Here is a 22,921-nt window from a genome sequence, read left to right on the forward strand (position 1 = left end):
AGCCAAGCCTTGCGAATGTGAAGAATCACGTTCGCGAGGGGCGACCATGTCACTGCTGAAGAAGCTTACTGCGCTGTCGATCGGCCGGTCATTTGGGCTGATTGCAATTCTGGCCGCTGTCGTCGCCGTCGCGAGCGTCGCCATCACCTTGCGCCAGGCCCGGATCGACATGCTCGATCTGAAGCGGGCCGAAGTGAAGAACGCGGTCGAGGCCGCTGCCTCCACGGTGAACGCCTATGTGGCGAAGGTGGAGAAGGGTGAGCTCAAGGACGCCGACGCGCAGAAGCTTGCGCTCGACGCCATCGCCAATGCCCGCTTCGATGACGGCAACTACTTCTTCGTGATCCGCTATGACGGCACGAACATCGCCCATGCGAACCCGAAGCTGGTCGGCACCGACATGTCGGCGCTCAAGGACCCGACCGGCAAGCTCTTCGTCAAGGAACTGACCGATACGGCGCGGCTGAAGGGCGCCGGTTTCGCCGACTATATGTGGGTGAAGGGCGGCGACAAGGATCCCTCGCCGAAGATCTCGTATGTGGCCGGCGTGCCGAAATGGCAGTGGGCGATCGGCACCGGCATGCATGTCCATGCCGTCGACGTGGCCTTCTACGGCATGATCAAGGACGTCGCTGTGGTGCTGGTGCCGCTGGCGCTGCTGCTGCTCGGTCTCGTCATCATGCTGAGCCGCCGCGCTTCCGGGATGTTGCGTGCGGTCGCCGGCAATATGAGCGCGCTGGCTGCTGGCGATCTCAAGGCGCCGATCGCCTATCAGGAGCGCCAGGACGAGGTCGGCAGCATGGCGCGTGCCCTCGTCATCTTCCGCGATGCGGCGCTGATGAAGCAGCAGGTTGAAGCCGAGAAGACCCAGGCTGAAGCCGATGCCGGCGAGCAGCGCCGGGCAGCCGATACGCAGCGCAGCCTCAACGAGGCGCAGCGCGGCGAGGAGGCCAAGAAGCAAGCCGTTGTCGTCGACGCGCTCGGCGCGGGGCTGGAGCGCCTGACCGAGGGTGACCTGACCTATCGCATCGAGGCGTCCTTCAGCGCTGAATACGCCAAGCTCAAGAACGACTTCAACGCGGCGATGGCGCATCTGGAAGAGACGATGCGCCAGATCGCGACGAACACCGAGAGCATGAAGGCGGGCGCCGGTGAAATCAGCCAGGCCGCTGACGACCTTGCCAGCCGCACCGAGCAGCAGGCCTCCTCGGTCGAGGAGACCGCGACCGCGCTCGACCAGCTGACCGCGACGGTGCGCCAGACCGCCGAGGGCGCGCGTCAGGCGAGCCTCGCCACCAGCCAGGTCAAGGGTGAGGCCGAGCAGTCGGGCGAGATCGTCCGCGATGCGGTCGCGGCGATGGGCGGCATCGAGAAATCGGCTGAGGAGATCTCGCAGATCGTCGGCGTGATCGATGAGATCGCCTTCCAGACCAACCTGCTTGCGCTCAACGCCTCGGTCGAGGCGGCACGTGCGGGCGATGCCGGCAAGGGCTTCGCCGTCGTCGCCTCCGAGGTCCGGGCGCTGGCGCAGCGCTCGGCGGAAGCGGCCAAGGAGATCAAGGGCCTGATCACCGCCTCATCCATCGAGGTCGAGAAGGGCGTCGCCCTCGTCGGCCAGACCGGCAGCGCGCTCGGCCGCATGTCGGGTGAGATCACCCGCGTCACCTCGCTGGTCGCCGAGATCGCCTCGGCCGCCCAGGAGCAGGCGACCGGGCTGCAGGAGGTCAACACTGCGGTCAACGAGATGGACCAGGCGACGCAGCAGAACGCCGCCATGGCCGAGCAGTCGACCGCAGCCTCGCAGGCGCTCGCCCAGGAGGCCGACAGGCTTGCGGCGCTGGTCGGGCGCTTCCGGCTCGGCGGCGACGTGGTTGCCTTGAAGACGATGGCGGGCAAGATGGCCAAGGCTGCGGCGCCTGCGCCGCGCCTGGCGCGCGCCGCCGCGCCCGTCCAGTCTCATGGCAGCGCCGCGCGCAAGGTCGCCAATGGCGGCGATCGCGGCTGGGAGGAATTTTGAGCGAGCCTGCCGAGATCGCCGCGGAGATCGGCTTCGATGATTTCCTCAAGGTCGACATCCGTGTCGGCACCATCGTCGAGGCCGCTCCCTTTCCCGAAGCGCGCAAGCCGGCGATCAAGCTGGTGATCGATTTCGGCGGCACGATCGGCCGCAAGAAATCATCGGCGCAGATCACCAGGCACTACCGGCCCGAGGACCTCCCGGGCCGGCAGGTGCTGGCGGTGGTGAACTTCCCGCCGCGCCAGATCGGCAAGTTCATGTCGGAGGTGCTGACATTGGGCGTGCCGGATAGCGACGGCGAGGTCGTGCTGATCGGCCCGTCGCTCGACGTGCCCAAGGGCGGGCGCCTCTTCTGAGGCCGCCCGTCAGGCGGCCTCGTAGTGCCGCCAGGTCCCGGTCGCCAGCGTGGTCGGCGCCAGCTCGGGCTCGGTCCAGCGCAAGGGCAGCGCCGCCTTGCGCCGCCAGGCGCGCGTCATCTCGACATGCATGAGCCGCTTGGCGCCGTCGAGCCCGGCCAACTCCGGTCCGTCCCAGACGATCTCCGCCATCCCCTGCAGCTGCAACACGTCGCCCTTCGCGAAGTCGATGAAGAGCAGGGACGTCGCGGGCTCGCGCAGCAGATTGCCGAAGGTGTTGAAGTAGCTGTTGCCGGCGAAATCCGGCACCGTCAGCCGTCCGCCCTCGATCCGGACGAAGCCCGGCCTGCCACCGCGATGCGAGACGTCGAGTCCGCTGTCCGAGCCGCTGGCGATGAAGAGCGTGTCCGACTGCGCGATCAGGGCGCTGGCTGCCGCGTCGAGACCGCCGAGTTCTTCGGTCGTAGGCGCAGACGTCGGAGCGAATTCGTGCTGCCGGACCTGGATGTACTTGGCGCAGTTCCCGAAACTCTGGCTTACCGCCACCTTGAGCCCGCTGCCATCACGCTCGCTGATGATGCCGTTGGCGCGGTTGCGACGGCGGGTGCGCAGATCGAGCCCGAGCAGGCCGATCGGCGCGCCTGCGCTCAGCGCAGCATTGGCCGGATCGTCGGGGCCGGGCAGGGCAGCGATAGCGAGCGCATCCGGCGCCGGGCTAGAGACGAAGCCTTCCGGCCCGGTGAGAATCGTCGCGATCGGCTTGCCCCGCGCATCGCGGCCGGCAGCAAAAAGGTAGGGCAGCAGCGCGAAGAAATCGCGGTGCTGGTCCGGCATGAACTCGCGAATGCCAGCCCCGCGCGAACTCTCGCCGGCACGCACCTGTGCCTCCAGCTCGCCTTCGTGGAACGGAGAGGCGTCCATGGCGTCAGCCTTTCACAGGGATGGGTGATGGCGGGATCGGCTTGAAGAAGGGCAGGGCCTCGATACGTGCGATCCAGGCCCGCACTGCTGGATAGGGATCGAGCGGAATGCCGCCTTCCGGTGCGTGCGCCACATAGGAATAACAAGCGAGGTCGGCGAGGGTCGGGTGTTCGGCGGCGAGATAGCTGCGACCAGCGAGATGCCCTTCCATGAAGGCGAGCAGCCGGACAGCGATACGCTCGGCCCGTACCGGATCGTCGGGGAAGCCGAACTGCGCGATCATCCGGGCGATCGACGGGCCGTGCATGACCTCGCCGGCGGCGATCGAGAGCCAGCGCTGCACCTGCGCGGCTGCGACCGGCTCGGCCGGAAACCAGTCGCTCTGCGGTGCGTAGCGCTTCGCCAGGTAGACCAGGATCGCATTGCTGTCGGCGAGGGTGAGATCGCCGTCCTGCAGCACCGGGATCTGGCCGAGCGGGTTGAGATTGGTTCGGAACGCCTCGCTGCGGCGCACATCTGCCGGGGCCGGAACGAAGTCGAAATCAAGCCCGAGCGCGCGCAGCAAGAGCTCGACGCGGTGGGTGTGGCCCGACAGGGCGGTGCCGTGCAGCGTGATCTTGGCTTGGGTCATCCGGGCCTCGCGATTGTGCAAGGCGGACTGTGATTGTTTCAGAAATTGAGCGATAGCTGATAGGTTGGCAAATCAGAATTCCCTCTGATGGAATGATCATGGATCGGCTCGACGAACTCGCCATCTTCGTGGCGATCATCGACACCGGCAGTCTTGCCGGCGCGGCGCGACAGCTCAGGCGCTCGCGGCCGGCGGTGACGCGGGCGCTGGCCGCGCTTGAGGAGCGCGCCGGCGTCAGGTTGATCGCGCGCACCACCCGGCAATTGATGGCGACCGAGGCGGGGCGGGAACTCGCGGCGTCGGCCCGCAACATCCTTGCCGAATATGACGCCTCGCTCTCCGGCGTGACCGCGGCGCCGATGCGCGGCCTGATCCGGGTCACCGCGCCGCTCGCCTTCGGTCGGCGCCATGTCACGCCGGTCGTCGCCGAGTTCCTCGACCTGCACCCTGAGATCCAGATCGAACTGGTGCTGGCCGACCGCAACCTCGACCTGATCGAGGAAGGCCTGCATCTGGCGGTCCGGATCGGGCCGCTGCCGAGCTCGCGATTAGTCGCGCGCAAGGTCGGCGAGGTCAAGCGCGTGCTGGTCGCGGCACCGGCCTACCTCGAGCGCCGCGGCACGCCGGGTCGGCCGGCCGATCTGGTGGACCACGACACCATCGCCAGCATCGCTGCCGGCCAGACGATGCTCTGGCGCTTTGCCGGCGGGGCTCGCAGCGCAACTGTGACAGTGACGCCGCGCCTGATCGTCAACGAGGTCGAGTCGGCGTTGATCGCGGCGCGCTCCGGGCGCGGGATCGCACGCGCCTTGTCCTACCAGGTCGCGCCGGATCTCGAGGCCGGCACGCTGGTGCGGGTGATGCGGGAGTGGGAGCCGCCGGCAGCGCCGGTCCAGCTCGTCGTGCCGAGCGGGCAGCACCTCCAGCCGAAGGTGCGTGCCTTCCTCGATTTTGCCGCTGCGCAGTTGCAGCAGCTGCCGGTGATCAGACCGGAGCGATAAAGGTCAACGCAGCGAACCGACGAAGCCGGTGATCGCCGAAACGACGGCGCCCTCGCGGCCGATGAAGCCGTGATAGGCGCGCGCCTGACAGGGATCGCCGGATGAGGTGCCGCCGTCGATCCAGAGCAGGCGAGCGCGATTGCCGGTCCATTGCTGGAAGGCGACCGCCGATTCGGGCAGCGTCACGCGGCAGCTGTCCTGGCGATGCTGGATGATCAGCGTCGGGGGCAGTCCGGCTGGATCGCCGAGCGAGGGCTTGGTGGCATCGAGCATGGCTGAGGCGAAGACGATGCCGTCAGGCCGGGCCGAGAGCGTGCCCGGCACCTTCAGCGCGCCGCGGCTCATGGCGACGACAACGACACGCGGCGCGATGGTGCGCATCAGCTCGATCGCCTTATTCGGATCGGCGCCGCCGTCGAGCGTGATGCTGGCGATGCCGCTCCTGGCATAGGCGGCGCGCGTCCGGACGATCCAGTTGCCGCTGCGCTCGACGCTGCCATCGCCGCCGATGCCGATATAGCCGTCGCCGCCGGTCAGCAGCACGACTCCGGCGCGGGCCTTGCCGGCCGGCTTGTTGAGCAACGCCTTGCCGCCACCGAAGAAGCCGCCGAGATCGACGACTTCCTCCGCTGAAGCAAGGCCAGGGACCAGCGCCAACAGCGTCGCGAGCAGCAATTGTCTCATCATGGCGATCATCCCCTGCGGCCTCGAGCCGGATCACGCGTCCCGCCCGGATCATGAAAAATCGGGTGCCTGCACGCCAGCCCCATTTGAGGGCAAGCGCGCCGGGGTCAGCGCAAAGTCAGGTGCTTGGCTGCCTCTTCATGGATCCAGCTGCGGAAGGCCGCGATTGCCGGCCGCTCCGCGACGGCTTCGGGGCAGACGACATAGTATTGGTAGGCGCCGGGCAGCTGCTGTGGGAACGGTCGGACCAGGCGCCCGGCTTCGAGAGAATCGCCGATCAGGGCGCTTGTCGCGAGCGCTATGCCCTGGCCCGAGGATGCGGCCTGCAAGGCGAGGAAGGTGTGCGAGAAGCGCGGACCGTGCGTCGCGTCGATATCGTCGACGCCGGCGAAGGCGAGCCATTGCCGCCAGGTCACGTATTCCGGAATGCCTTCGGCGAGTTCGTGCAGCAGAGTGTGGTGGCGCAGGTCCGCGGGCTGGCGCAGCGGGCGCGCGGGATCGTTGAGAAGCGACGCGTTACAGACGGGGAAGAACGTCTCCGTCATCAGGAGTTCCGAGCGCAGGCCGGTATAGGCGCCCTGGCCATAGCGGACCGCAACATCGACATCCTCGCGGGCGAAATCGGTGAGGTGGAGCGAGACCGAGATGCGCACCTCCAGCTCAGGATGGCTCTGCTTGAGCGAGCCGAGTCGCGGGATCAACCAGCTCAAGGCGAAGCTCGGCATGGTGCTGACCGTGATCACATTGGCCGCGTCAGGCCGCAGCGCCCTGGCCGTGGCTTCGTCGAGCTGGTCGAGCAGTTGCGAGATTGCGGTGGCGTAGCGCTGGCCGAGCGCGGTCAGCGCGACACCCTTGCTCGGCAAGCGCGTGAAGAGCGGACGGCGAAGCCAGGCTTCGAGGGTCTTGATCTGCTGGCCGACCGCGCTGGCGGTGACGGCGAGCTCGTCGCCCGCCCGCTCGTAGTTGAGATGCCGTGCCGCAGCCTCGAAGGCACGCAGCGAGGTCAGGGGCGGCAGGTGGCGGCGGATCATGACGTGGCCAAGTTCTGCTTGGGCTGAGGCAAAGAACTTCTCATTTGCTTCAGAGCGCTGCAACCCCCAAATTCTCAGGCATAGAACTTGTCAAAGGAGGCCGCCATGTCGGCCAGGACCGCCACAGAAAATCTTTCGTTCTCCGCGACGCAGCACGCTGCGCACGGGCTTACCGGCCTGTTCCTCCGCTTTGAGGACTGGCTCACGCAGCGGGCCAGCGCGCGCACGCTTTACAGCATGGACGATCAGGCCCTCTCCGATATCGGCTTGTCGCGGAGCGACGTCGAGCGGGTGAACGACACGGCTCGCAAGACTCTGTGGCGCCACTAAGTCCTCCCGTCATCGATAACGGCCAAGCCGTCCCGATCGCAGTGTTGCGGCCGGGGCGGTTCAGCGTGCGGAACTGAGCCTCGATCAGACCGGCAGCCTGACGGTCGCGCGCAAGCCGCCCAGCGGTGACTCGCTAAGAATGATGTCGCCGCCATGCGAACGGGCGATGTTGCGGGCGATGGCAAGGCCAAGCCCGGTGCCGCCGCCATCGACATTGCGCGCCTCGTCGATCCGGAAGAACGGCTTGAACACGTCCTCGCGCAGCTCCGGCGCGATGCCTGGCCCGTCATCATCGACCATGACGATCAGATAGCGCGCGTCATGGGTGGCGCGGATGGCGATGCGGTCGCCGAAGCGCGCGGCATTCGAGACCAGATTGGTGAGCAGGCGCCGGATCGCGTCGGGCCGGACCACGACCAGCGGGTCGCCGATGACGGTGAGCTCGGTCTGGTGATCCTGGCGCTCGGCATCGGCCTTGAGCGTCTCGAGCAGAGCGCGGATGTCGGTCTCGACCGGCGCCTCGCCGGCATCGCCACGGGCGAAGGCGAGATAGTCCTCGAGCATCCGGCTCATCTCGTCGACATCCTTCTCGAGCGCTTCGAGATCGGGCGAGCGTTCGAGCAGGGCAAGGGAGAGCTTGAAGCGGGTCAGGATGGTGCGCAGGTCGTGGCTGACGCCGTTCAGCATCATGGTGCGCTCGCCGATCGAGCGCTCGACACGGCGCTTCATCTCGATGAAGGCGTTGCCGGCGCGGCGGACCTCGCTCGCGCCGCGTGGCCGGAAATCGGCGTCGCGGCCCTTGCCGAAGGCTTCGGCAGCGTCGGCGAGGCGCAGGATCGGCCTGATCTGGTTGCGCAGGAACAGCACTGCGATGGTGAGCAGGATCAGCGAGGTGCCGATCATCCAGAGCAGGAAGATATGGCTGTTCGAGGCATAGGCCTGGCTGCGCCGGGTCAGCACCCGCATCACATCCTTGCCGAGCTTGATGCGGATCTCGATCAGGCTGGAGCGGCCGACTGTATCGAGCCAGAACGGGCGCTTGACCTGCTGGGCGAGCTCGGCCGAGAGCGCGCTGTCGAGCAGCGAGAAGAAGGGGCGGGGGCCGGGCGCCGGCAGATCGGTGTCGGGCAGGATCTCGACATCCATGCCGAGCCGATCCTCGGCGATACGGCCAAGAATGGTTGCCTGGCTATCCTGCGGATAGCTCTCATAGACGTCGATGAGGGTTGAGATTTCGGAGGCGACCGCCGACGACAGACGCTGCGTCACGGTCTGCCAATGCCGCTCCATGAAGACATAGGCAACGACTGACTGAAGCAGCACGACCGGCGCGATGACGATGACGAGGGCGCGCGGATAGAGCCCCTTCGGCATGATGCGTGCGATCGGGCGCAGCGACCGGTCCGGCAGGCGTCGCAGCGGGCTGAGCGCGGTCAAGAACGCCGATGCAGCCTTCGTCCAGCCTGTGCGCAGCTTCGCTACCGTCCTCGCAGCGAGCGGGACGAGACGACGCCTGAGCGAAGCGTCCGCCATGCCGATCAGGACCTGTCGACGACGAGGCGGTAGCCGATGCCGCGCACGGTTTGGAGATAGAGCGGATCGGCCGGATCGCGCTCGATCTTGCGACGCAGCCGGTTGATCTGCACGTCGATGGTGCGGTCGTTGGCGGCGGAGCCCTGGTTGGCGAGCTGCTCGCGCGGGACATGCTCGCCGGCGCGCTCGGCCAAGGCGGTCAGGATCTCGCGCTCGCGTTCGGTCAGGCGGATCGATTCTTCGCCCTGGCGCAATTCGCCGCGTGCAAGGCCGAAGATGAAGGGGCCGAAGCGGACGTAGTCGGGCCGCGGCGGCGCAGTGGGTGCCTCGGGCTGGGCGTTGCGCTTCAGAACGTTGCCGAGGCGCAGGATCAGTTCGCGTGGCTCGAAGGGCTTGGCGAGGTAGTCGTCGACGCCGATTTCCAGGCCGTTGATCCGGTCGTTGGAGTCGGCACGGGCGGTCAGCATCAGGATAGGCACCTGCGAACTCTGGCGCAGGCGGCGAGCGAAGTCGAAACCGTTCTCGCCCGGCATCATGACATCGAGCACCATGGCGTCGAAGACGAGACGGCCCAGCCGGGAATCGGCGTCGGCTGCGCTGGCGGCGGTGGTGACGCGGTAGCCGTGATCGCCGAGAAAGCGCGCCAGAAGATCGCGCAGGCGGCGGTCATCGTCGACCACCAGAACATGCGGGGCATCGTCAGGCACTGGCTTGAGCACGCTGGCCGCCATCTGGACTCCTTTTTCGTCTCCGGCGCCGGCTGTGTGCACCGTTCCTTTCCTTCAGGATAGCACAGGCGGCCCAGGCGCAGGCCGGCGCCTCGCTGCCTCCGGGATAACATTGTCTAACGTTCTGCAACGCCTGCTGCTGGGCGCAATGTTCTCAGCGCGGGCCGGCAAGCAGATCCTGCACCTTCGTGCGTTCGGCGGGGTCGATCAAGGCCGCCAGATAACGCGCAATGATCTCACTCGCCTCGGGCCCGACGAGAGTGAGCGCGCCGTTGATGCGCTTGGCCTGCAGCTGCGCCAGCCTGACGGCGAGCTCGTGGCCGGCGGTGGTGGCGTGGAGATTGCGCTGTCGCTTGTCCTGCGTCCCCGTGCGCGACTCAACGAAGCCGGTTTCGACCAGCTCCTTCAGCACCCGGTTCAGGCTCTGCTTGGTGATCTGCAAGATGTCGAGCAACTCGGCGATGGTCAGTCCCGGCCGGCGCTGGACGAAATGCAATACACGGTGATGGGCGCGGCCGAAGCCGTAATCGGCGAGGATACGGTCTGGATCGCCGACGAAGTCGCGATAGGCGAAGAAGAAGAGCTCGATCAGGTCGTAGGGCACGGCGGTGTGCGGCGCCTCCGGAGGCGCGGCAGGAGCTGGATGCAATACGGGTGTGCTCAACGTCACGCTCATTTTTATGTCAGCCTTGTTGACATATCTCAGACGTAAGATTACCGGTCAAGCACGCGGGGCGACCGATTATGTCGCAAGTGCCGGTTCCGGCGCAGCATAGATACCGCGCTTGCACGCCCTTCCGGCCTGTGGCGGAGTGCCTGCAAGAAAAGCACCTGGAGGACTGTATCATGTCTGTCATTCCTTTCGACCAGCGCGACGGCGTCATCTGGTTCGACGGCAAGCTCGTGCCGTGGAAGGAGGCTAAGGTGCACGTACTTACCCACGGTCTGCACTATGGTTCCTGCGTCTTCGAGGGCGAGCGTTCCTATGACGGCGTGATCTACAAGTGCACCGAGCATTCGCAGCGCTTCCACAAGTCGGCCGAGATCATGGATTTCACGATCCCGTATTCGGTCGCCGAGCTCGATGCCGCCAAGTATCTCTGCCTGAAGGAGAACGGCCTCAAGGACGCTTATCTGCGTCCGGTCGCCTGGCGCGGCTCGGAGATGATGGCGGTCTCCGGCATGAACAACACCATCCACACGGCGATCGCGGTGTGGGAGTGGCCGAGCATGTTCGACATGGCGCAGAAGCTGAAGGGCGTGCGCCTCGACCTCGCGGAATATCGCCGGCCTGACCCGGCCTGCGCGCCGGTCCATGCCAAGGCGGCGGGGCTCTACATGATCTGCTCGCTGTCCAAGCACAAGGCCGAGCGCGGCGGCTATGCCGACGCGATGATGCTCGACTGGGAAGGCAACGTCGCCGAGTGTACCGGCGCCAACATCTTCTTCATCAAGGACGGCGTGGTCCACACCCCGCAGGCCGACCGCTTCCTCAACGGCATCACCCGTCAGTCGGTGGTCGACCTCTGCCGGAAGCGCGGCTTCGAGGTCGTCGAGCGCCGCATCCGGCCGGAAGAGCTTGAAGGCTTCAGCGAATGCTTCATCACCGGCTCGGCCGCCGAGGTGACGCTGGTCTCCGAGATCGGACCCTACAAGTTCATCACCGGCAATATGGGCAAGGTGATCATGGAGGACTATTCGGACGAAGTCCGGCAGAAGTCCAAGGTCGCGGCCTGAACCTCAGCGTCGTCCTGACCAAACCTGTCCCGGGCGGCCCTGGCCGCCCGGGATTTTTCATTTCACCGCTTTGTGCTCGCTGCGGAACAGGTTGAGCCATTCGTCAGGCGGCAGGCCGCGGCAGACGCTCATCTCGTTCCAGCTCGCCAGGACGAAGGTGCGGCCGGTCCAGGCATAGATGCCGGAAGAACCGCAATCGGCGGGACCGCGGCCCTTGCTGAAGAAATCCAACAGGCCCGAGGCGGGATCATAGCTGCTGTTGACCAGATCGTCCTGCGGCTTGCCTGACGGTGTCGGGAAGGCGATGCGGCGCGAGCTCGCCACCTTGCCCTGCTCGACCAGCCAGTAGCCGGTTCCGACATTGTAGGCGCCACGATAGCAGACGAGACCGACGAGGTGGCTGCGCGGGCCCATCGTCCAGACGCTGTCATAGCTTTCGGAACCCTCCTCCGCATCGTCGCAACTTTCCGGTGCGGCGCGCTTGAGGTGGGCGCGCAGCGCGCGGGGCAGCGCCTTGGCGTCCTTCTCGCTCAGCTTGGGCAGGCCGGCCGTCGCCTGTGACGTCACGACGGGCAGGGAAGGTGCAGCCGGCAGCGATGCCGCCGGCTTATCGCCTTTTCGGATCAGCGCCGTCACCATGCCGAGGCGGCCTTGTTGCTCATCGACCCAGAGCAATGCGGCAACCGCGCCAGCGAGCGAGAGAGAGAAAGCTTTGTCGTCGAAGGCGATTTCGAGTTTCGTGCCCTTGCGCGCGGCTGCGATCAGCGCCTCGCCATCCTGCTGCGGCAGATCGATTTCGCCGACCTCGCCATCACTCGAGGTGCCGCCGAATGTCCGCCCCGCTGTTGGGAACGCGGCTCCGTCGATCGTCAGCCGGGCCTCGAAGGACTTTTTCAGCTTGATGTCGCGGATCTGCAGGGACAGCGTCGCGGCGTCGCCGGGACCACCACCGCGCTCCACCCTGACATAGGAGATTGTGTCGGCCGCTTCGCCGGGCAGAGACAAGGCGGTGCATTTGCGGAGATTGTCGCAGCCGGCGACCCAATCCCGAAAGACCTTGCTCTCGCCCGCGCCCGCTTGACCCGCAACGAGGCTCGCAGTGAGTGCGAGGCAAAGGCCGGCGAGACTGCGAGGCGATGTCATCGGTTCGTCTCCCAGCGCCTCGCCGAATCGTCGTCATCCGCCTTGGCCTCGACCCAGCCGCCGAGCGTGCCGTCGGCGAGATGCTCGCGCTTCCAGAACGGGGCGCGGGTCTTGAGATAGTCCATCAGGAAGTCGGCGGCCTCGAAGGCCTCGCGGCGATGGCTCGAGGTTGCGATCACCAGCACGATCTGCTCGCCCGGCTTGATCAAGCCGAAGCGGTGGATGGCGACGAGGCCAGAAAGCGGCCAGCGCGCGGCTGCCTCTGCCGCGACGCGCTCAATTTCGGCTTCAGCCATGCCAGGATAGTGCTCGAGTTCGAGCGCGGCGAGGCGGCCACTCTCATCTCGACACAATCCGGAGAAGCTGACGACGGCGCCGATATTGGGGTTGCCGGTGGTCAGCGCCGCGATTTCGGCGCCGATGTCGAAATCTTCGCGCTGGATGCGGACGAGCGGCGTCATGGCGCCGGCTCAGCCGCCGGTCATCGGCGGGAAGAAGGCGATCTCGCGCGCGCCGGTAATCACGGTGGCGGGCTTGGCATGGGTCTGGTCGATCGCCGCGCGCACGATCGCCTCGTTCTCGAAGGCGAGCTCATAGCCTTCGCCACGCGTCTTCAGCCAGCGCACGAGGTCGGCGATGGTCGTGGTGCCGGCGGGCGGTGTGACGGTCTCGTCGGTGAGGCCGATGCGCTCGCGTACCCAGGCGAAATAGACCAGGCGCAAGCCGGCGGGCTCGGTGGTGGCTGTGTTCATGACGTGCGCTCGTCCTCCTGGACGAGGTGGCGGATGCCGGAATTCAGGTAATCCCAGCCGGTGTAGATCGTCAGCAGCGCCGCGATCCACAGCATCACGATCCCGATCTGGGTGTTGTGAGGCAGGACCTTGTCGCCAGCAGGGCCGGCAACGAGGAAGCCGAGGGCGAACAATTGCGCGGTGGTCTTGTATTTCGCGACCTTGCTGACGGGGACGCTGACCTTGAGCTCGGCCAGGAATTCGCGCAGGCCCGAGACCAGGATCTCGCGGCAGAGGATGACGATCGCCGCCCAGATCGCCCAGCCCTTGATCGTCTCGGTGTGGACGAGCATTAGCAGCAGGGCGCAGACGAGGAGTTTGTCGGCGATCGGATCGAGCATGCGGCCGATGGCCGATTGCTGGCTCCAGGCACGGGCGATCCAGCCGTCGAGATAGTCTGTGACGGCGGCCGCGACATAAATCCCGAGCGCCGTCCAGCGCGCCCAGGCATCCCAGGGCCAGAACAGCAGCGCGACCAGCGCCGGAATCGCAAGGATCCGGCCGTAGGTGAGAAGGTTGGGCAGCGACCAGGGGCCGCGCCGGCGGATGGCTTCGTTCAGACTCGTCACGACGCTCACCAAAGCAGCCCCTTCATGACAGCGTCAACACGCAAGAGTGTGACCCGGCCATTCGCCAACCACGCCCCGCACCAAGGACAGCAGCTTCGCGGCGAGAACATGCTCAAATTCCTGAGCTGGCGCGTTTTCTTTTCCCGGCTGATGCCGAGCGGATGGAACGCGCGCTAATGCTCATGGAAATGGGCATGAACCGCCTTGGCGGTGGCGGCGTTGACGCCTGGGGTGCGCATCAGGTCGTCGAGCTTGGCGCGCTGGATCGCCTTCACCGTGCCGAAATGCAGCAGCAGCGCGCGCTTGCGCGAGGGGCCGATGCCTGGGATCTCGTCGAGCGGGTTGGTCTTGATGTCGCGCTTGCGTTTGGCGCGGTGCGTGCCGATGGCGAAGCGGTGGGCCTCGTCGCGCAGGCGCTGGATGAAGAACAGGGCGGGATCGCGCGGCGGCAGCTTGAACGGCTCCTTGCCCACCATGAAGAAGGTCTCGCGCATGGCATTGCGGTCCTCGCCCTTGGCGATGGCGACGAGCGCGATGTCGGTCACGCCGCATTCGGCCATGATCTTGCGCGCCGCCTCGAACTGACCCTTGCCGCCGTCGACGATGACGAGGTCGGGGCGGGAGGGGAAGGCGTCGCCGTCGGGCAACTCAGGAGCCGGCCCCGCCAACTCTTCGGGAGGAATGGTAGCGGGAGAGGGACTCGAGCCCCCGACTTCGTCGACAACTGCGTCAGGCTGCCCAGTTGTGTCCGCCTGGGTAAGCTCGGCCGCTTCAGCGGTGGTTCCACTCTCCTTCGCGAGTCGCGCGAACCTGCGCTTCAGCACCTCGCGCATCATGCCGAAATCGTCGCCGGCGATGGTGTCGGACGAGATGTTGAAGGTGCGGTAATGGCTCTTCATGAAGCCGTCCCGCCCGGCAACGACCATGCCGCCGACGGCGTTGGTACCCATGATGTGCGAGTTGTCGTAGACCTCGACGCGGCGCGGCGCCTTCGCCATGCCGAAGGCTTCGCCGAGTGCGGCGAGCAGGCTCTGCTGGCCGGCATTGTCGGCGAGCTTGCGGGCGAGCGCCTCATGCGCGTTCTTCTGGGCATGGGCGACGAGGTCGCGTCGCTCGCCGCGCTTGGGCGTCGCGAGTTCGACCTTGCGGCCTGCGCGTTCGCAAAGGGCCTGCGCGATGAGATCGGCCTCGGCCAGTTCATGCGAGAGCAGGACGAGCCTCGGCGGCGGCTTGTCGTCGTAGAATTGGGTGACGACGTAGGCCAGCACCTCGGCCGGCGTCAGGCTCTTGTCGGCACGTGGGAAGAGGGCGCGGTTGCCCCAGTTCTGCTTGTTGCGGAAGAAGAAGATCTCGACGCAGAACTGCCCGGCCTGCTCGTCGATGGCGAAGACGTCGGCCTCCTCGACACCTTGCGTGTTGATGTCCTGCCCGGCCTGCACCGCCGAGAGCGCCGCCAGCCGGTCGCGATAGCGCGCCGCCTTCTCGAATTCGAGCTCCTCGGCCGCGGCTTGCATGCGCTTGGAGAGCAGCTCCTTCACCGCCGAGGAGCGGCCGGAGAGAAAGTCGCGCGCTTGGTCGGCGAGGCCCTGGTAGTCGCTAAGCGAAATCTCGCCGGTGCAGGGGCCCGAGCAGCGCTTGATCTGGAAGAGCAGGCAGGGCCGGGTGCGGTTCTCGTAATAGCTGTCCGAGCAGGACCGCAGCAGGAACGCCTTCTGCAGCGCGTCGATGGTACGCTCCACCGCCCAGACCGAGGCGAACGGGCCGAAATAGTCGCCCTTGCGCTGGCGCGAGCCGCGGTGCTTGGCGATCTGCGGCGCCGGATGGTCGCCCGAGAGGAAGATGTAGGGGAAGGATTTGTCGTCGCGCAGCAGCACGTTGTAGCGCGGTCGCAGCTGCTTGATCAGGTTCGATTCGAGCAGCAGCGCCTCGGTCTCGGTACCGGTGGTGACGAACTCCATGTTCGCCGTCTCGGCGATCATCCGCGCCACCGCATTGGTGTGCGCCATGCCGCGGGCATAGGCCGTGACCCGGTTCTTCAGGCTCTTGGCCTTGCCGACATAGAGCACCTCGCCGGCGCGATCGAACATCCGGTAGACGCCCGGCCGGTTCGGCAGGTGTTTGGCGAAGTCGGCGATCACCTCGATGCCGGCCTTGAGCGCCCCGGGAGCGGCCTCGCCGGGATCGAGCGCGGCTTCGGGCGGGGGAAGGATGTCCTCCTCGTCCTTGAAGTCCTCGTCCGGCAGCTCTTGCTCCGGTGGCTCTTGGCGTTCGCGATTCATGACCTGCATGTAGGATGCCGCAGGCGCTTCGTCATGTCAGGAGCGCGGCGGCGAGCCGATTGGATGATGTGACTGATGAAGACGTTTGAATGGCCTCTTTTCGCAACCCTCCTGCTTGTTCTTGCTGGCTGTGGTGAGCGCTTGGTTCGGGAACTTGCCGTTCAGCTGCCTTTTCCCGGTACGAGTGCTCATTTCGAGATTTGGTCGGACGGGGTTGAAAGCCGTCACGAGTTGCTAGTCAAAAATGGCCAAGGCGAGGCCAGAACCAAAATGTGGGCGGACTGGGGACCTGCGACCCATGCAAATCTGTATGTGACCCCCGAAAATTTTTTGATCGTGATCGGTGGAGGGGGGTGCTGCTCCGCAGTGGAAGTCAAGGATGCCAAGCCGCCCCGGTTGGCTGAATTTGCCGAGTATCGCTACTTCGACTCGTCCACATGGACCTATCTCGGTGCAGCCAGCATGGATCGGGAGGGCAAATACCGATTCTATAGCCCCGCCGAACGTCGCGAGTGCATCTCTACTTTCGGTGCCGGCGGGGGCCGGTATCGCGCTGAGTTTCAAGTGCCGGAGTGTCCAGGATAAACATCCCTCTGCTCGATCCGATGAGCCAGCCTTGTCGGGAGCGCGGCGGAATCCTGCAACGGCTTCTTTGCCATTTCGGCGGGTTGCGCTTCGGGTTTCCTGCAAGGACCGGTAGAAGCGGGCTCCTCTTCGCCCGAGACCTGCGATGTCCGCCGATGTCCTGATGAAGGCCGCCCTGTTCGTGCCGGCCTTCATGGCCCTGACCGCGCTTTGCGTCTGCCAGCAGCGCCGGCGGGCGCGGCGGTATGGCGACTGGAAATATCTGACGCCCGGCCCATATTTCTGGTTCGGCCTGTTCGCCGGCGTGCTGATCACCGCTGTCGCGACGCTCGTGGTTGCGGGCGGACGCGTCGAGCGGAGCTCGGGCCTGCTCTTCACCTGCGCCTTCGCCGGCATAACCCTGTTCCTCGCAGCTCAGGCCCTGATCGAACAGGTGCGCTGGAACCGCCAGCGCATCGAGCGCCGGACGATATCGGGGCGGGTGATCGCGATGGGCTGGCATGAACTCGCCCGGATCGGCGGGGAGTGGACCGGCTATCTCTGGATCACCTCCTTCGAAGGGCCACGCCTGCGGTTCTCGCCCTATGACAACGGCTTCGACGAGCTCGCTGCGACCATCCATCAGCATCTGCCGACGGACCTGCCGCCAGCCTCGCTCGAACTGGCTGGCGAAGCGATGCTGGCGGAGGCACGGGTGCGCGGCCGGGCTTGAGCGCGGCTCTCTCACCTCTTGACCCGGATGCCGTGCCGCCTGCATCACCGCAGCGCGCAACCCGGACCCGCTGCCCATGCCCGTCTTCGCCATTCCCTTCCCGGTGATCGATCCGGTCGCGCTCCAGCTCGGGCCGCTCTCGATCAAATGGTATGGGCTCGCCTATGTCGCCGGCCTGCTCGGCGGCTGGTGGTATGCGCGCCGGCTCGCCGGAGCTGAGCGGCTCTGGGGCGGGCGGACACGGCCGGATCCGGAATCGCTCGACGATTTCCTGCTGTTCGCCGCGCTCGGCGTCGTGATTGGCGGTCGGCTTGGCTTCGTGCTGTTCTATAATCTCGGAGACTATCTCGCTAATCCGCTGGAGATATTCGCGGTGTGGAAGGGCGGCATGTCCTTCCATGGCGGGCTCGCTGGCGCCGCAGCGGGGTTGTGGGTCTTCGCCCGGCGGCGCGGCTATCCGCCGCTTTCGGCGCTCGATCTCGGCGCCGTCGTCGCGCCGATCGGCCTGTTTCTCGGCCGCATCGCCAATTTCGTGAATGGCGAGCTCTGGGGGCGGCCGGCGCCGGACGTGCCCTGGGCGATCGTGTTTCCGCATGGCGGCCCGGTGCTGCGCCATCCGAGCCAGCTCTACGAGGCCTTCAGCGAGGGGCTCCTCCTGCTGGTGATCCTGATGATCGTGGTCCGCTTGGGCGGTCTGAAGCGGCCGGGCCTCGCGGCCGGGCTGTTCGGCATGGGCTATGGCATCGCCCGCACGACCTGCGAATTCTTCCGCGAACCCGATCCGCAGCTCGGCTTCCTGTTTGGGACCGGCTGGCTGACCATGGGCATGGTGCTGTCGGTGCCGCTGTTCCTGGCCGGCCTCGTGCTGGTGCTGCGGCAGCGGCGGGAATCGGCTGAAGCGTGAATCGCCTGGCGCAGGAGCTCGTAGAGCTGATTCGCCAGGAAGGGCCGATCAGCATCTCGCGCTACATGGCGCTCTGCCTCGGCCATCCGCGCCATGGCTATTACATGAAGCAGGACCCGTTCGGGGCTGACGGGGATTTCACCACCGCGCCCGAGATCAGCCAGATATTCGGCGAGCTGATCGGCTTATGGGCCGCGACCGTCTGGCAGGGGATGGGCGCGCCGGCTTCCATCCGCCTCGTCGAGCTCGGGCCGGGGCGCGGCACGCTGATGCAGGACATGCTGCGGGCAGCGCGGGCGCTGCCGGGCTTTCGCGATGCGCTTTCGGTCCATCTGGTCGAGACCAGCCCGGTGTTGCGCGAGCGGCAGAGGCAGACACTGGCTACGGCCGGCGTGACGCCGCAATGGCACGAGCGCATCGACGAGGCGCTGGAAGGACCCGCGATTGTCGTCGCCAACGAACTCCTTGACGCGCTGCCGCTCGACCAGTTCGTCCGCACGCCGGACGGCTGGCGTGAGCGGCTCGTCGGGCTCGATGGCGAAGGGCGGCTGGCTTTCGGTCTGTCCGGTGAGCCTGACAGCTCCCTGTGTATCGTTGCTTCGCCGGATTCGGTGCTGGAGCAGCCGGCCGCGGCGCTGGAGGCGGTTGCCACCGTCGCGCGTCACGTCGCGGCCAAAGGCGGGGCAGGGCTGTTCATCGATTACGGCCCAGCCCGCTCCGGCTTCGGCGATACGCTGCAGGCCTTGAAGCGCCACGCCTTCGTCGAGGTGCTCGCCGAACCGGGCGATGCCGACCTCACCGTCCACGTCGATTTCGCCCGCATGGCGCAGGCCGGGCTTGTTGCCGGCGCCGCGGCGCATGGCCCGGTGGCACAGCGCGATTTCCTGCTGGCGCTCGGCCTGCAGCAGCGTTTCGAGGCGCTGTCGCGCCGCGCCACCCCGGCGCAGGCGGAAGCGCTTGCGAGCGGTGCCGAACGCCTGATCGAAACCGGGCCGACGGCAATGGGCGAGCTCTTCAAGGTGCTGGCGGTCGCGGACCCGAATCTACCGCTGCTGCCCGGATTTGACCTTCATCGCCTGCCAGAGCAGGGCTGATCTTTAGAACGGATGCGCCGCCATGTTCATCACCTCGCCCGATCTCGCCCATGAGCCCGGCATCCGCCACGCCTTCTTCACGCGTGAGGGCGGCGTCTCCAGCGGAATCTATGCTTCGCTGAACGGCGGGCTCGGCTCGAACGACGACAAGACGCATATCGCCGAGAATCGCGCCCGCATGGCCAAGCAGATGGGCGTCGAGCGCGACCGGCTGGTCAGCGTCCATCAGGTGCATTCGCCGGATGTGGCCATCGTCACCGGCCCCTGGGAGGCAGAGCGACCCAAGGCCGATGCGATGGTCTCGGTCGCGCATGGCGTGGCGCTCGGGGTCTCCACTGCCGATTGCGGCCCGATCCTGTTCGCCGACTCTGAGGCTGGCGTCATCGGCGCGGCTCATGCCGGCTGGAAGGGCGCTTTCACCGGCGTGATCCACGCGACCGTGACTGAGATGGAGAAGCTCGGCGCTCGCCGTGAGCGCATCATCGCCGTGCTCGGGCCGACGATCAGCGCCGCCGCCTATGAGGTCGGCCCGGAATTCATCGAGCGTTTCAAAGGTGAGAACGCGACTTTCGCCCGCTTCTTCCACGGTTCGGAGCGGCCGGCGCATGCGATGTTCGACCTGCCGGCCTTCATCGCGCACCGTGCGCAGGAAGCCGGCATCGGTCGCTTCTATGATCTGGCTCTGTGCACCTATGGCGACGAGAGTCGATTCTACAGCTATCGCCGCACGACTCACCGGCAAGAGGCCGACTACGGGCGCCTGATCTCGGCCATCGCGCTGGGCTAGAGGTCATTTCTCCCGGCTTGCGCCGCAGCTGACGAGTGATTTCGGTTCGTAAGTCGGCGCAACGTGCCGTTGCAGGCGCCGTTTCTATCGATGCCGAGTTGCGCACGCCGTGACGGAGAGGCATCCTCCCTTCGCCATCCACCTTGGCTGAGGGATTGAACATGGAACAGATCCTGATGAACCTGGTCGCAGGCGCGATCGGTGGTAATGCGGCCGGCAAGGCTTCGCCGACCTTCGATATCGGTACGATCGGCAATACCATCGCGGGCCTGGTCGGCGGCGGCGTACTCGGCCAGCTGATCCCGGTCCTGCTGCCGGCGATCTCGGCTGCTGCGATGGGCGGCAATCTCAGCGTCGGCGGTATCCTCACCAACCTGATCAGCGGCGGCGCCGGTGGCGCTATCCTCACCGCGATCATCGGCGCCATCAAGAACAAGGCGGCGGCCTGATTCTTCCTCGTGGCGCCGCCTTGGCGGCGCCACGACCCGGTTGATCGAAACGATCACGACAATTGACGCCGGGCGAGCTTGCCGGAGTGCGCCGTCAGCGGGCACCTTGCGGCCCTTGCTTGCCCGAGGTCGCCAATGCCACGCCAGATCGACTATTATTTCACGCTGCTCTCGCCCTGGACCTATCTCGGTCACGGTGCCTTCATCGAGCTGGCGAGGCAGCACGGGCTTTCCGTTCGCTATCGGCCGACACCGCTGCGCTCGGTCTTCGACGAGACCGGTGGCCTGCCATTGCCGAAGCGGCACCCGGTACGGCAGCGCTACCGCGTGCTCGAATTGCAGCGCTGGCGGGCCAAGCGCGGCCTGCCGCTGACGCTGTTTCCAAAGTTCTTTCCCTATGACGTGTCGCTAGCCGACAAGATCGTCCTCGCCCTCGTCGGGCGCGGAGAGGACCCGGCCGAATTCGTCGCAGAGGTGCTGGCCGATGTCTGGGCCCGCGAGCAGGATATGTCGCGGCCGGAGCTGATCCTGGCTGCGGCCGAGCGGGTCGGGCTCGATATCGCGGGCCTGATCGAAGCGGCCGAAAGCGAGGAGACCGGCCAAGCCTACAAGGCGGCGATCGCGGAGGCGGTCGAGGCCGGTGTGTTCGGGGCGCCGAGCTATGTGCTGGATAGCGAAATCTTCTGGGGGCAGGACCGGCTCGACCTCCTGGCCGACGCGCTCGCCAGAGACCGGACGCCTTATCGCAACGACGCGACGGTTTGAGAGCGGCTTCTCTCAGTCGACGATGTCAGGCGTGCGCCAGGCGATATGCTGTCCGGCATCGACGGCGAGCATCTGGCCGGTGACGGCCCTAGCCTGCGCGAGATAGAGCACTGCCTCGGCGATGTCGTCGGCTTCGACCTTGTGGCCGAGCGGTGTGCCGCCTGCTTCGGCTGCGAGCAGCGCCTCGCCGTCATGCGGGTTGGCGAAAGTCGGGCCGGGGCCGACCGCGTTGACGCGAATGCGCGGCGCCAGCGCCTGCGCCATCGTCGTCGTCGCGGTCAGCAGCGCCGCCTTGGTCAGCGTGTACGAGTAATATTGCGGCGTCAGCTTCCAGACGCGCTGGTCGACGATGTTGACGATCGCGCCCTGGCGGTCCGGCGGCAGGCGATTGGCCATCGCTCCGGCGAGCACCGACGGCGCGCGCAGATTGACCGAGAACTGGCGGTTCCAGGTCGGGATATCGAGCGCGAGCAGATCGTCGACCAGGAAGCTCGAAGCGCTGTTGACGAGCAGGCTGACCGGCCCGAGTGCGGCCTCGGCCTCCGGCACGATTCGCTCCACGGCAGCCGGATCGGCGAGGTCGGCGACGATGACACAGGCCCGCCCACCTGCAGCAGTGAGATCGGCGGCGAGCGCTTCGGCTTCGGCGCGCGAGGTATTGCAATGGATGGCGACCGCGTAGCCGGCGCCGGCAAGGCGCAAAGCGATGGCGCGGCCGATGCGCTTGGCGCCGCCGGTGACGAGGGCGACCTCAGCCGCCATGCTCATTTCCGTTCGCGCGGAAGCTGCGACGCCGGAGCCGGCGCTCCCAGTGCTTGGCGACGCGCAGATAGCGATAGAAAGCGTAATTCATCGCGGTCATGAAGCCATAGACTCCGCGCAGAGCGTGACGTCGTCCGATATAGGCCTTGATGAAGTTGGCGGGAAATTCCGCCACGAGCCGGAGGGCGGAAAGTGTTTCGCCGCGCGCATCGAGGTCGTCGGCCTGTGCGTCGCTATACGCATTGAGCTTGTCCATCTGCTCGCCGAGCGAACGCACCGAGTAATGATGGACCGTGCCCTTGAGCTTGCCGACGCGCGCATCCGGCGCGAGGTCGACGCGGTCATGCACCGGGGAGGGCGAGTAGCGTCCCTTGTCGATCCGGTAGAGGCGGACCGGCGAGAGCGTATAGGCGAAACGATGCGGCGCGCCTTCACCGGGGAAGGTTTCGGCGATGCGAATGCGGTAGGCGTCGCAGGCCGGCTCGTCCTTGGCGAAGAGAGCCGCGATCTCGGCCGCGAGATCCGGCGGGATCACCTCGTCTGCGTCGAGGTTGAGCAGCCAGGGATGGCGGCACTGCTCTTCGGCAAAACGCTTCTGCTGACCATAGCCCGGCCAGTCATGCTCGATCACGCGCGCGCCGAGGTTCGTGACGATGGCCTGGGTGCCGTCGGTCGAGCCGGAATCGATCACGACGATGTCATCACTGAGATCGCGAACCGCGGCTATGGTGCGGCTGATGCGATCGGCTTCGTCGCGCGCAATGATGAAGATCGAAAGCGGTAACACTTAAGGCGGATCTCGAAAGGCAGGGCCCAGTCGGCTAAAGCACGCGCGAGGGCAGGCTGCAAGCACGGGGCGCATGGCTGATTTGCGCCAGCCATGGAACCCAAACCGGTTTGCGGCGGTTATGTGATGGCCGTGCGTAGTCGCTGACGCTGCGTTAGTATTCGGTTAGCCATTCAGACTGTCTTAACAAAGACTAACCGGAATTGATGAATATGCCTTGCTTGCTCCGGATCGTGCCGCAATTTCGCCTCGGTCTGGCAAGCAGATGTGTTCTCGCCGCAACAGACACGGCCCGCTACAAACCCTATAAAGGGGTCACTGAAAT

26 protein-coding genes are annotated in these 22,921 nt (G+C 66.3%); 12 read left to right on the top strand and 14 right to left on the bottom strand.

Annotated elements, in window-relative coordinates; all coding sequences use genetic code 11:
- The first annotated feature begins 46 nt into the window (after nucleotides 1-46).
- Complete coding sequence (locus BLM15_RS00485; protein ID WP_126109343.1) at nucleotides 47-2,017, top strand: methyl-accepting chemotaxis protein; 1,971 nt, start codon at nucleotides 47-49, stop codon at nucleotides 2,015-2,017.
- Nucleotides 2,014-2,373: a tRNA-binding protein gene (locus tag BLM15_RS00490; protein ID WP_126109344.1), complete on the top strand. Its 360-nt coding sequence runs from the start codon at nucleotides 2,014-2,016 to the stop codon at nucleotides 2,371-2,373. The genes BLM15_RS00485 and BLM15_RS00490 overlap by 4 nt, the downstream gene beginning before the upstream one ends.
- Before the next feature lie 9 nt (nucleotides 2,374-2,382).
- On the opposite strand, the gene BLM15_RS00495 is transcribed toward BLM15_RS00490, so the two are convergent.
- Together BLM15_RS00495 and BLM15_RS00500 are read right to left on the bottom strand one after the other, a co-directional pair.
- Nucleotides 2,383-3,294: a pyridoxamine 5'-phosphate oxidase family protein gene (locus BLM15_RS00495; protein ID WP_126109346.1), complete on the bottom strand. Its 912-nt coding sequence runs from the start codon at nucleotides 3,292-3,294 to the stop codon at nucleotides 2,383-2,385.
- A 4-nt stretch (nucleotides 3,295-3,298) separates the two neighbouring features.
- A complete protein-coding gene (locus tag BLM15_RS00500) occupies nucleotides 3,299-3,925 on the bottom strand; it encodes a glutathione S-transferase (RefSeq protein ID WP_126109348.1) in 627 nt (208 codons plus the stop codon).
- Between the two features lie 98 nt (nucleotides 3,926-4,023).
- Between BLM15_RS00500 and BLM15_RS00505 the strand changes: the two genes are divergently transcribed.
- Entirely contained in the window at nucleotides 4,024-4,926 is a 903-nt protein-coding gene (locus BLM15_RS00505; protein WP_126109350.1) for a LysR family transcriptional regulator, read from the top strand.
- Nucleotides 4,927-4,929: 3 nt separating this feature from the next.
- Here BLM15_RS00505 and BLM15_RS00510 read toward each other — a convergent pair whose 3' ends face one another.
- On the bottom strand, nucleotides 4,930-5,613 hold the full coding sequence (locus tag BLM15_RS00510) for an alpha/beta hydrolase (protein ID WP_126109352.1): 684 nt from the start codon (nucleotides 5,611-5,613) through the stop codon (nucleotides 4,930-4,932).
- A 104-nt stretch (nucleotides 5,614-5,717) separates the two neighbouring features.
- Entirely contained in the window at nucleotides 5,718-6,641 is a 924-nt protein-coding gene (locus BLM15_RS00515) for a transcriptional regulator GcvA (RefSeq protein WP_206438586.1), read from the bottom strand.
- Between the two features lie 105 nt (nucleotides 6,642-6,746).
- Between BLM15_RS00515 and BLM15_RS00520 the strand changes: the two genes are divergently transcribed.
- Complete coding sequence (locus tag BLM15_RS00520; RefSeq protein ID WP_126109354.1) at nucleotides 6,747-6,971, top strand: DUF1127 domain-containing protein; 225 nt, start codon at nucleotides 6,747-6,749, stop codon at nucleotides 6,969-6,971.
- A gap of 84 nt (nucleotides 6,972-7,055) precedes the next feature.
- On the opposite strand, the gene BLM15_RS00525 is transcribed toward BLM15_RS00520, so the two are convergent.
- From BLM15_RS00525 to BLM15_RS00535, 3 genes are all read right to left on the bottom strand, one after another.
- Nucleotides 7,056-8,408 carry an ATP-binding protein gene (locus tag BLM15_RS00525; protein ID WP_442859409.1) on the bottom strand — a complete coding sequence of 451 codons (1,353 nt, stop codon included), beginning with the start codon at nucleotides 8,406-8,408 and terminating at the stop codon, nucleotides 7,056-7,058.
- A 101-nt stretch (nucleotides 8,409-8,509) separates the two neighbouring features.
- Entirely contained in the window at nucleotides 8,510-9,235 is a 726-nt protein-coding gene (locus tag BLM15_RS00530) for a response regulator (RefSeq protein ID WP_126109358.1), read from the bottom strand.
- 151 nt (nucleotides 9,236-9,386) lie between these two features.
- Nucleotides 9,387-9,908, bottom strand: a complete 522-nt coding sequence (locus BLM15_RS00535; RefSeq protein ID WP_126109360.1) for a MarR family winged helix-turn-helix transcriptional regulator — start codon at nucleotides 9,906-9,908, stop codon at nucleotides 9,387-9,389.
- A 170-nt stretch (nucleotides 9,909-10,078) separates the two neighbouring features.
- Here BLM15_RS00535 and BLM15_RS00540 point away from each other — a divergent pair, with 170 nt between their 5' ends.
- Nucleotides 10,079-10,969, top strand: coding sequence for a branched-chain amino acid aminotransferase (locus BLM15_RS00540; RefSeq protein WP_126109362.1), 891 nt, complete (start codon nucleotides 10,079-10,081; stop codon nucleotides 10,967-10,969).
- A gap of 57 nt (nucleotides 10,970-11,026) precedes the next feature.
- Here BLM15_RS00540 and BLM15_RS00545 read toward each other — a convergent pair whose 3' ends face one another.
- From BLM15_RS00545 to uvrC, 5 genes are all read right to left on the bottom strand, one after another.
- Nucleotides 11,027-12,112: a DUF1176 domain-containing protein gene (locus BLM15_RS00545; protein ID WP_126109364.1), complete on the bottom strand. Its 1,086-nt coding sequence runs from the start codon at nucleotides 12,110-12,112 to the stop codon at nucleotides 11,027-11,029.
- Entirely contained in the window at nucleotides 12,109-12,573 is a 465-nt protein-coding gene (locus tag BLM15_RS00550) for a molybdenum cofactor biosynthesis protein MoaE (RefSeq protein WP_126109366.1), read from the bottom strand. The genes BLM15_RS00545 and BLM15_RS00550 overlap by 4 nt, the downstream gene beginning before the upstream one ends.
- 9 nt (nucleotides 12,574-12,582) lie before the next feature.
- Nucleotides 12,583-12,834, bottom strand: coding sequence for a molybdopterin converting factor subunit 1 (gene moaD, locus BLM15_RS00555; RefSeq protein ID WP_126115998.1), 252 nt, complete (start codon nucleotides 12,832-12,834; stop codon nucleotides 12,583-12,585).
- Nucleotides 12,835-12,860: 26 nt separating this feature from the next.
- Nucleotides 12,861-13,472, bottom strand: a complete 612-nt coding sequence (gene pgsA, locus BLM15_RS00560; protein WP_335904814.1) for a CDP-diacylglycerol--glycerol-3-phosphate 3-phosphatidyltransferase — start codon at nucleotides 13,470-13,472, stop codon at nucleotides 12,861-12,863.
- A 173-nt stretch (nucleotides 13,473-13,645) separates the two neighbouring features.
- Nucleotides 13,646-15,751: an excinuclease ABC subunit UvrC gene (uvrC, locus tag BLM15_RS00565; protein WP_126116000.1), complete on the bottom strand. Its 2,106-nt coding sequence runs from the start codon at nucleotides 15,749-15,751 to the stop codon at nucleotides 13,646-13,648.
- Between the two features lie 75 nt (nucleotides 15,752-15,826).
- Here uvrC and BLM15_RS00570 point away from each other — a divergent pair, with 75 nt between their 5' ends.
- The 7 genes from BLM15_RS00570 to BLM15_RS00600 all read left to right on the top strand — a co-directional run bounded on the left by BLM15_RS00570 (nucleotide 15,827) and on the right by BLM15_RS00600 (nucleotide 21,047).
- Nucleotides 15,827-16,336, top strand: a complete 510-nt coding sequence (locus tag BLM15_RS00570; RefSeq protein ID WP_126109368.1) for a hypothetical protein — start codon at nucleotides 15,827-15,829, stop codon at nucleotides 16,334-16,336.
- A gap of 145 nt (nucleotides 16,337-16,481) precedes the next feature.
- Nucleotides 16,482-17,048 carry a hypothetical protein gene (locus BLM15_RS00575; protein ID WP_126109370.1) on the top strand — a complete coding sequence of 189 codons (567 nt, stop codon included), beginning with the start codon at nucleotides 16,482-16,484 and terminating at the stop codon, nucleotides 17,046-17,048.
- A gap of 76 nt (nucleotides 17,049-17,124) precedes the next feature.
- On the top strand, nucleotides 17,125-17,952 hold the full coding sequence (gene lgt / locus BLM15_RS00580; protein ID WP_206438587.1) for a prolipoprotein diacylglyceryl transferase: 828 nt from the start codon (nucleotides 17,125-17,127) through the stop codon (nucleotides 17,950-17,952).
- Complete coding sequence (locus BLM15_RS00585) at nucleotides 17,949-19,046, top strand: class I SAM-dependent methyltransferase (RefSeq protein WP_164547346.1); 1,098 nt, start codon at nucleotides 17,949-17,951, stop codon at nucleotides 19,044-19,046. Before lgt ends, BLM15_RS00585 begins: the two co-directional genes overlap by 4 nt.
- Before the next feature lie 22 nt (nucleotides 19,047-19,068).
- Complete coding sequence (pgeF, locus tag BLM15_RS00590) at nucleotides 19,069-19,833, top strand: peptidoglycan editing factor PgeF (protein WP_126109374.1); 765 nt, start codon at nucleotides 19,069-19,071, stop codon at nucleotides 19,831-19,833.
- 161 nt (nucleotides 19,834-19,994) lie between these two features.
- A complete protein-coding gene (locus BLM15_RS00595; RefSeq protein WP_110488819.1) occupies nucleotides 19,995-20,282 on the top strand; it encodes a hypothetical protein in 288 nt (95 codons plus the stop codon).
- Between the two features lie 135 nt (nucleotides 20,283-20,417).
- Nucleotides 20,418-21,047 carry a 2-hydroxychromene-2-carboxylate isomerase gene (locus BLM15_RS00600; RefSeq protein WP_126109376.1) on the top strand — a complete coding sequence of 210 codons (630 nt, stop codon included), beginning with the start codon at nucleotides 20,418-20,420 and terminating at the stop codon, nucleotides 21,045-21,047.
- A 12-nt stretch (nucleotides 21,048-21,059) separates the two neighbouring features.
- Here BLM15_RS00600 and BLM15_RS00605 read toward each other — a convergent pair whose 3' ends face one another.
- Entirely contained in the window at nucleotides 21,060-21,809 is a 750-nt protein-coding gene (locus BLM15_RS00605) for an SDR family oxidoreductase (RefSeq protein WP_335904815.1), read from the bottom strand.
- Nucleotides 21,799-22,596, bottom strand: a complete 798-nt coding sequence (locus BLM15_RS00610; RefSeq protein WP_126109380.1) for a glycosyltransferase family 2 protein — start codon at nucleotides 22,594-22,596, stop codon at nucleotides 21,799-21,801. The genes BLM15_RS00605 and BLM15_RS00610 overlap by 11 nt, the downstream gene beginning before the upstream one ends.
- Nucleotides 22,597-22,921: the final 325 nt, after the last annotated feature.

Source organism: Bosea sp. Tri-49, from assembly GCF_003952665.1.
Lineage (GTDB): Bacteria > Pseudomonadota > Alphaproteobacteria > Rhizobiales > Beijerinckiaceae > Allobosea.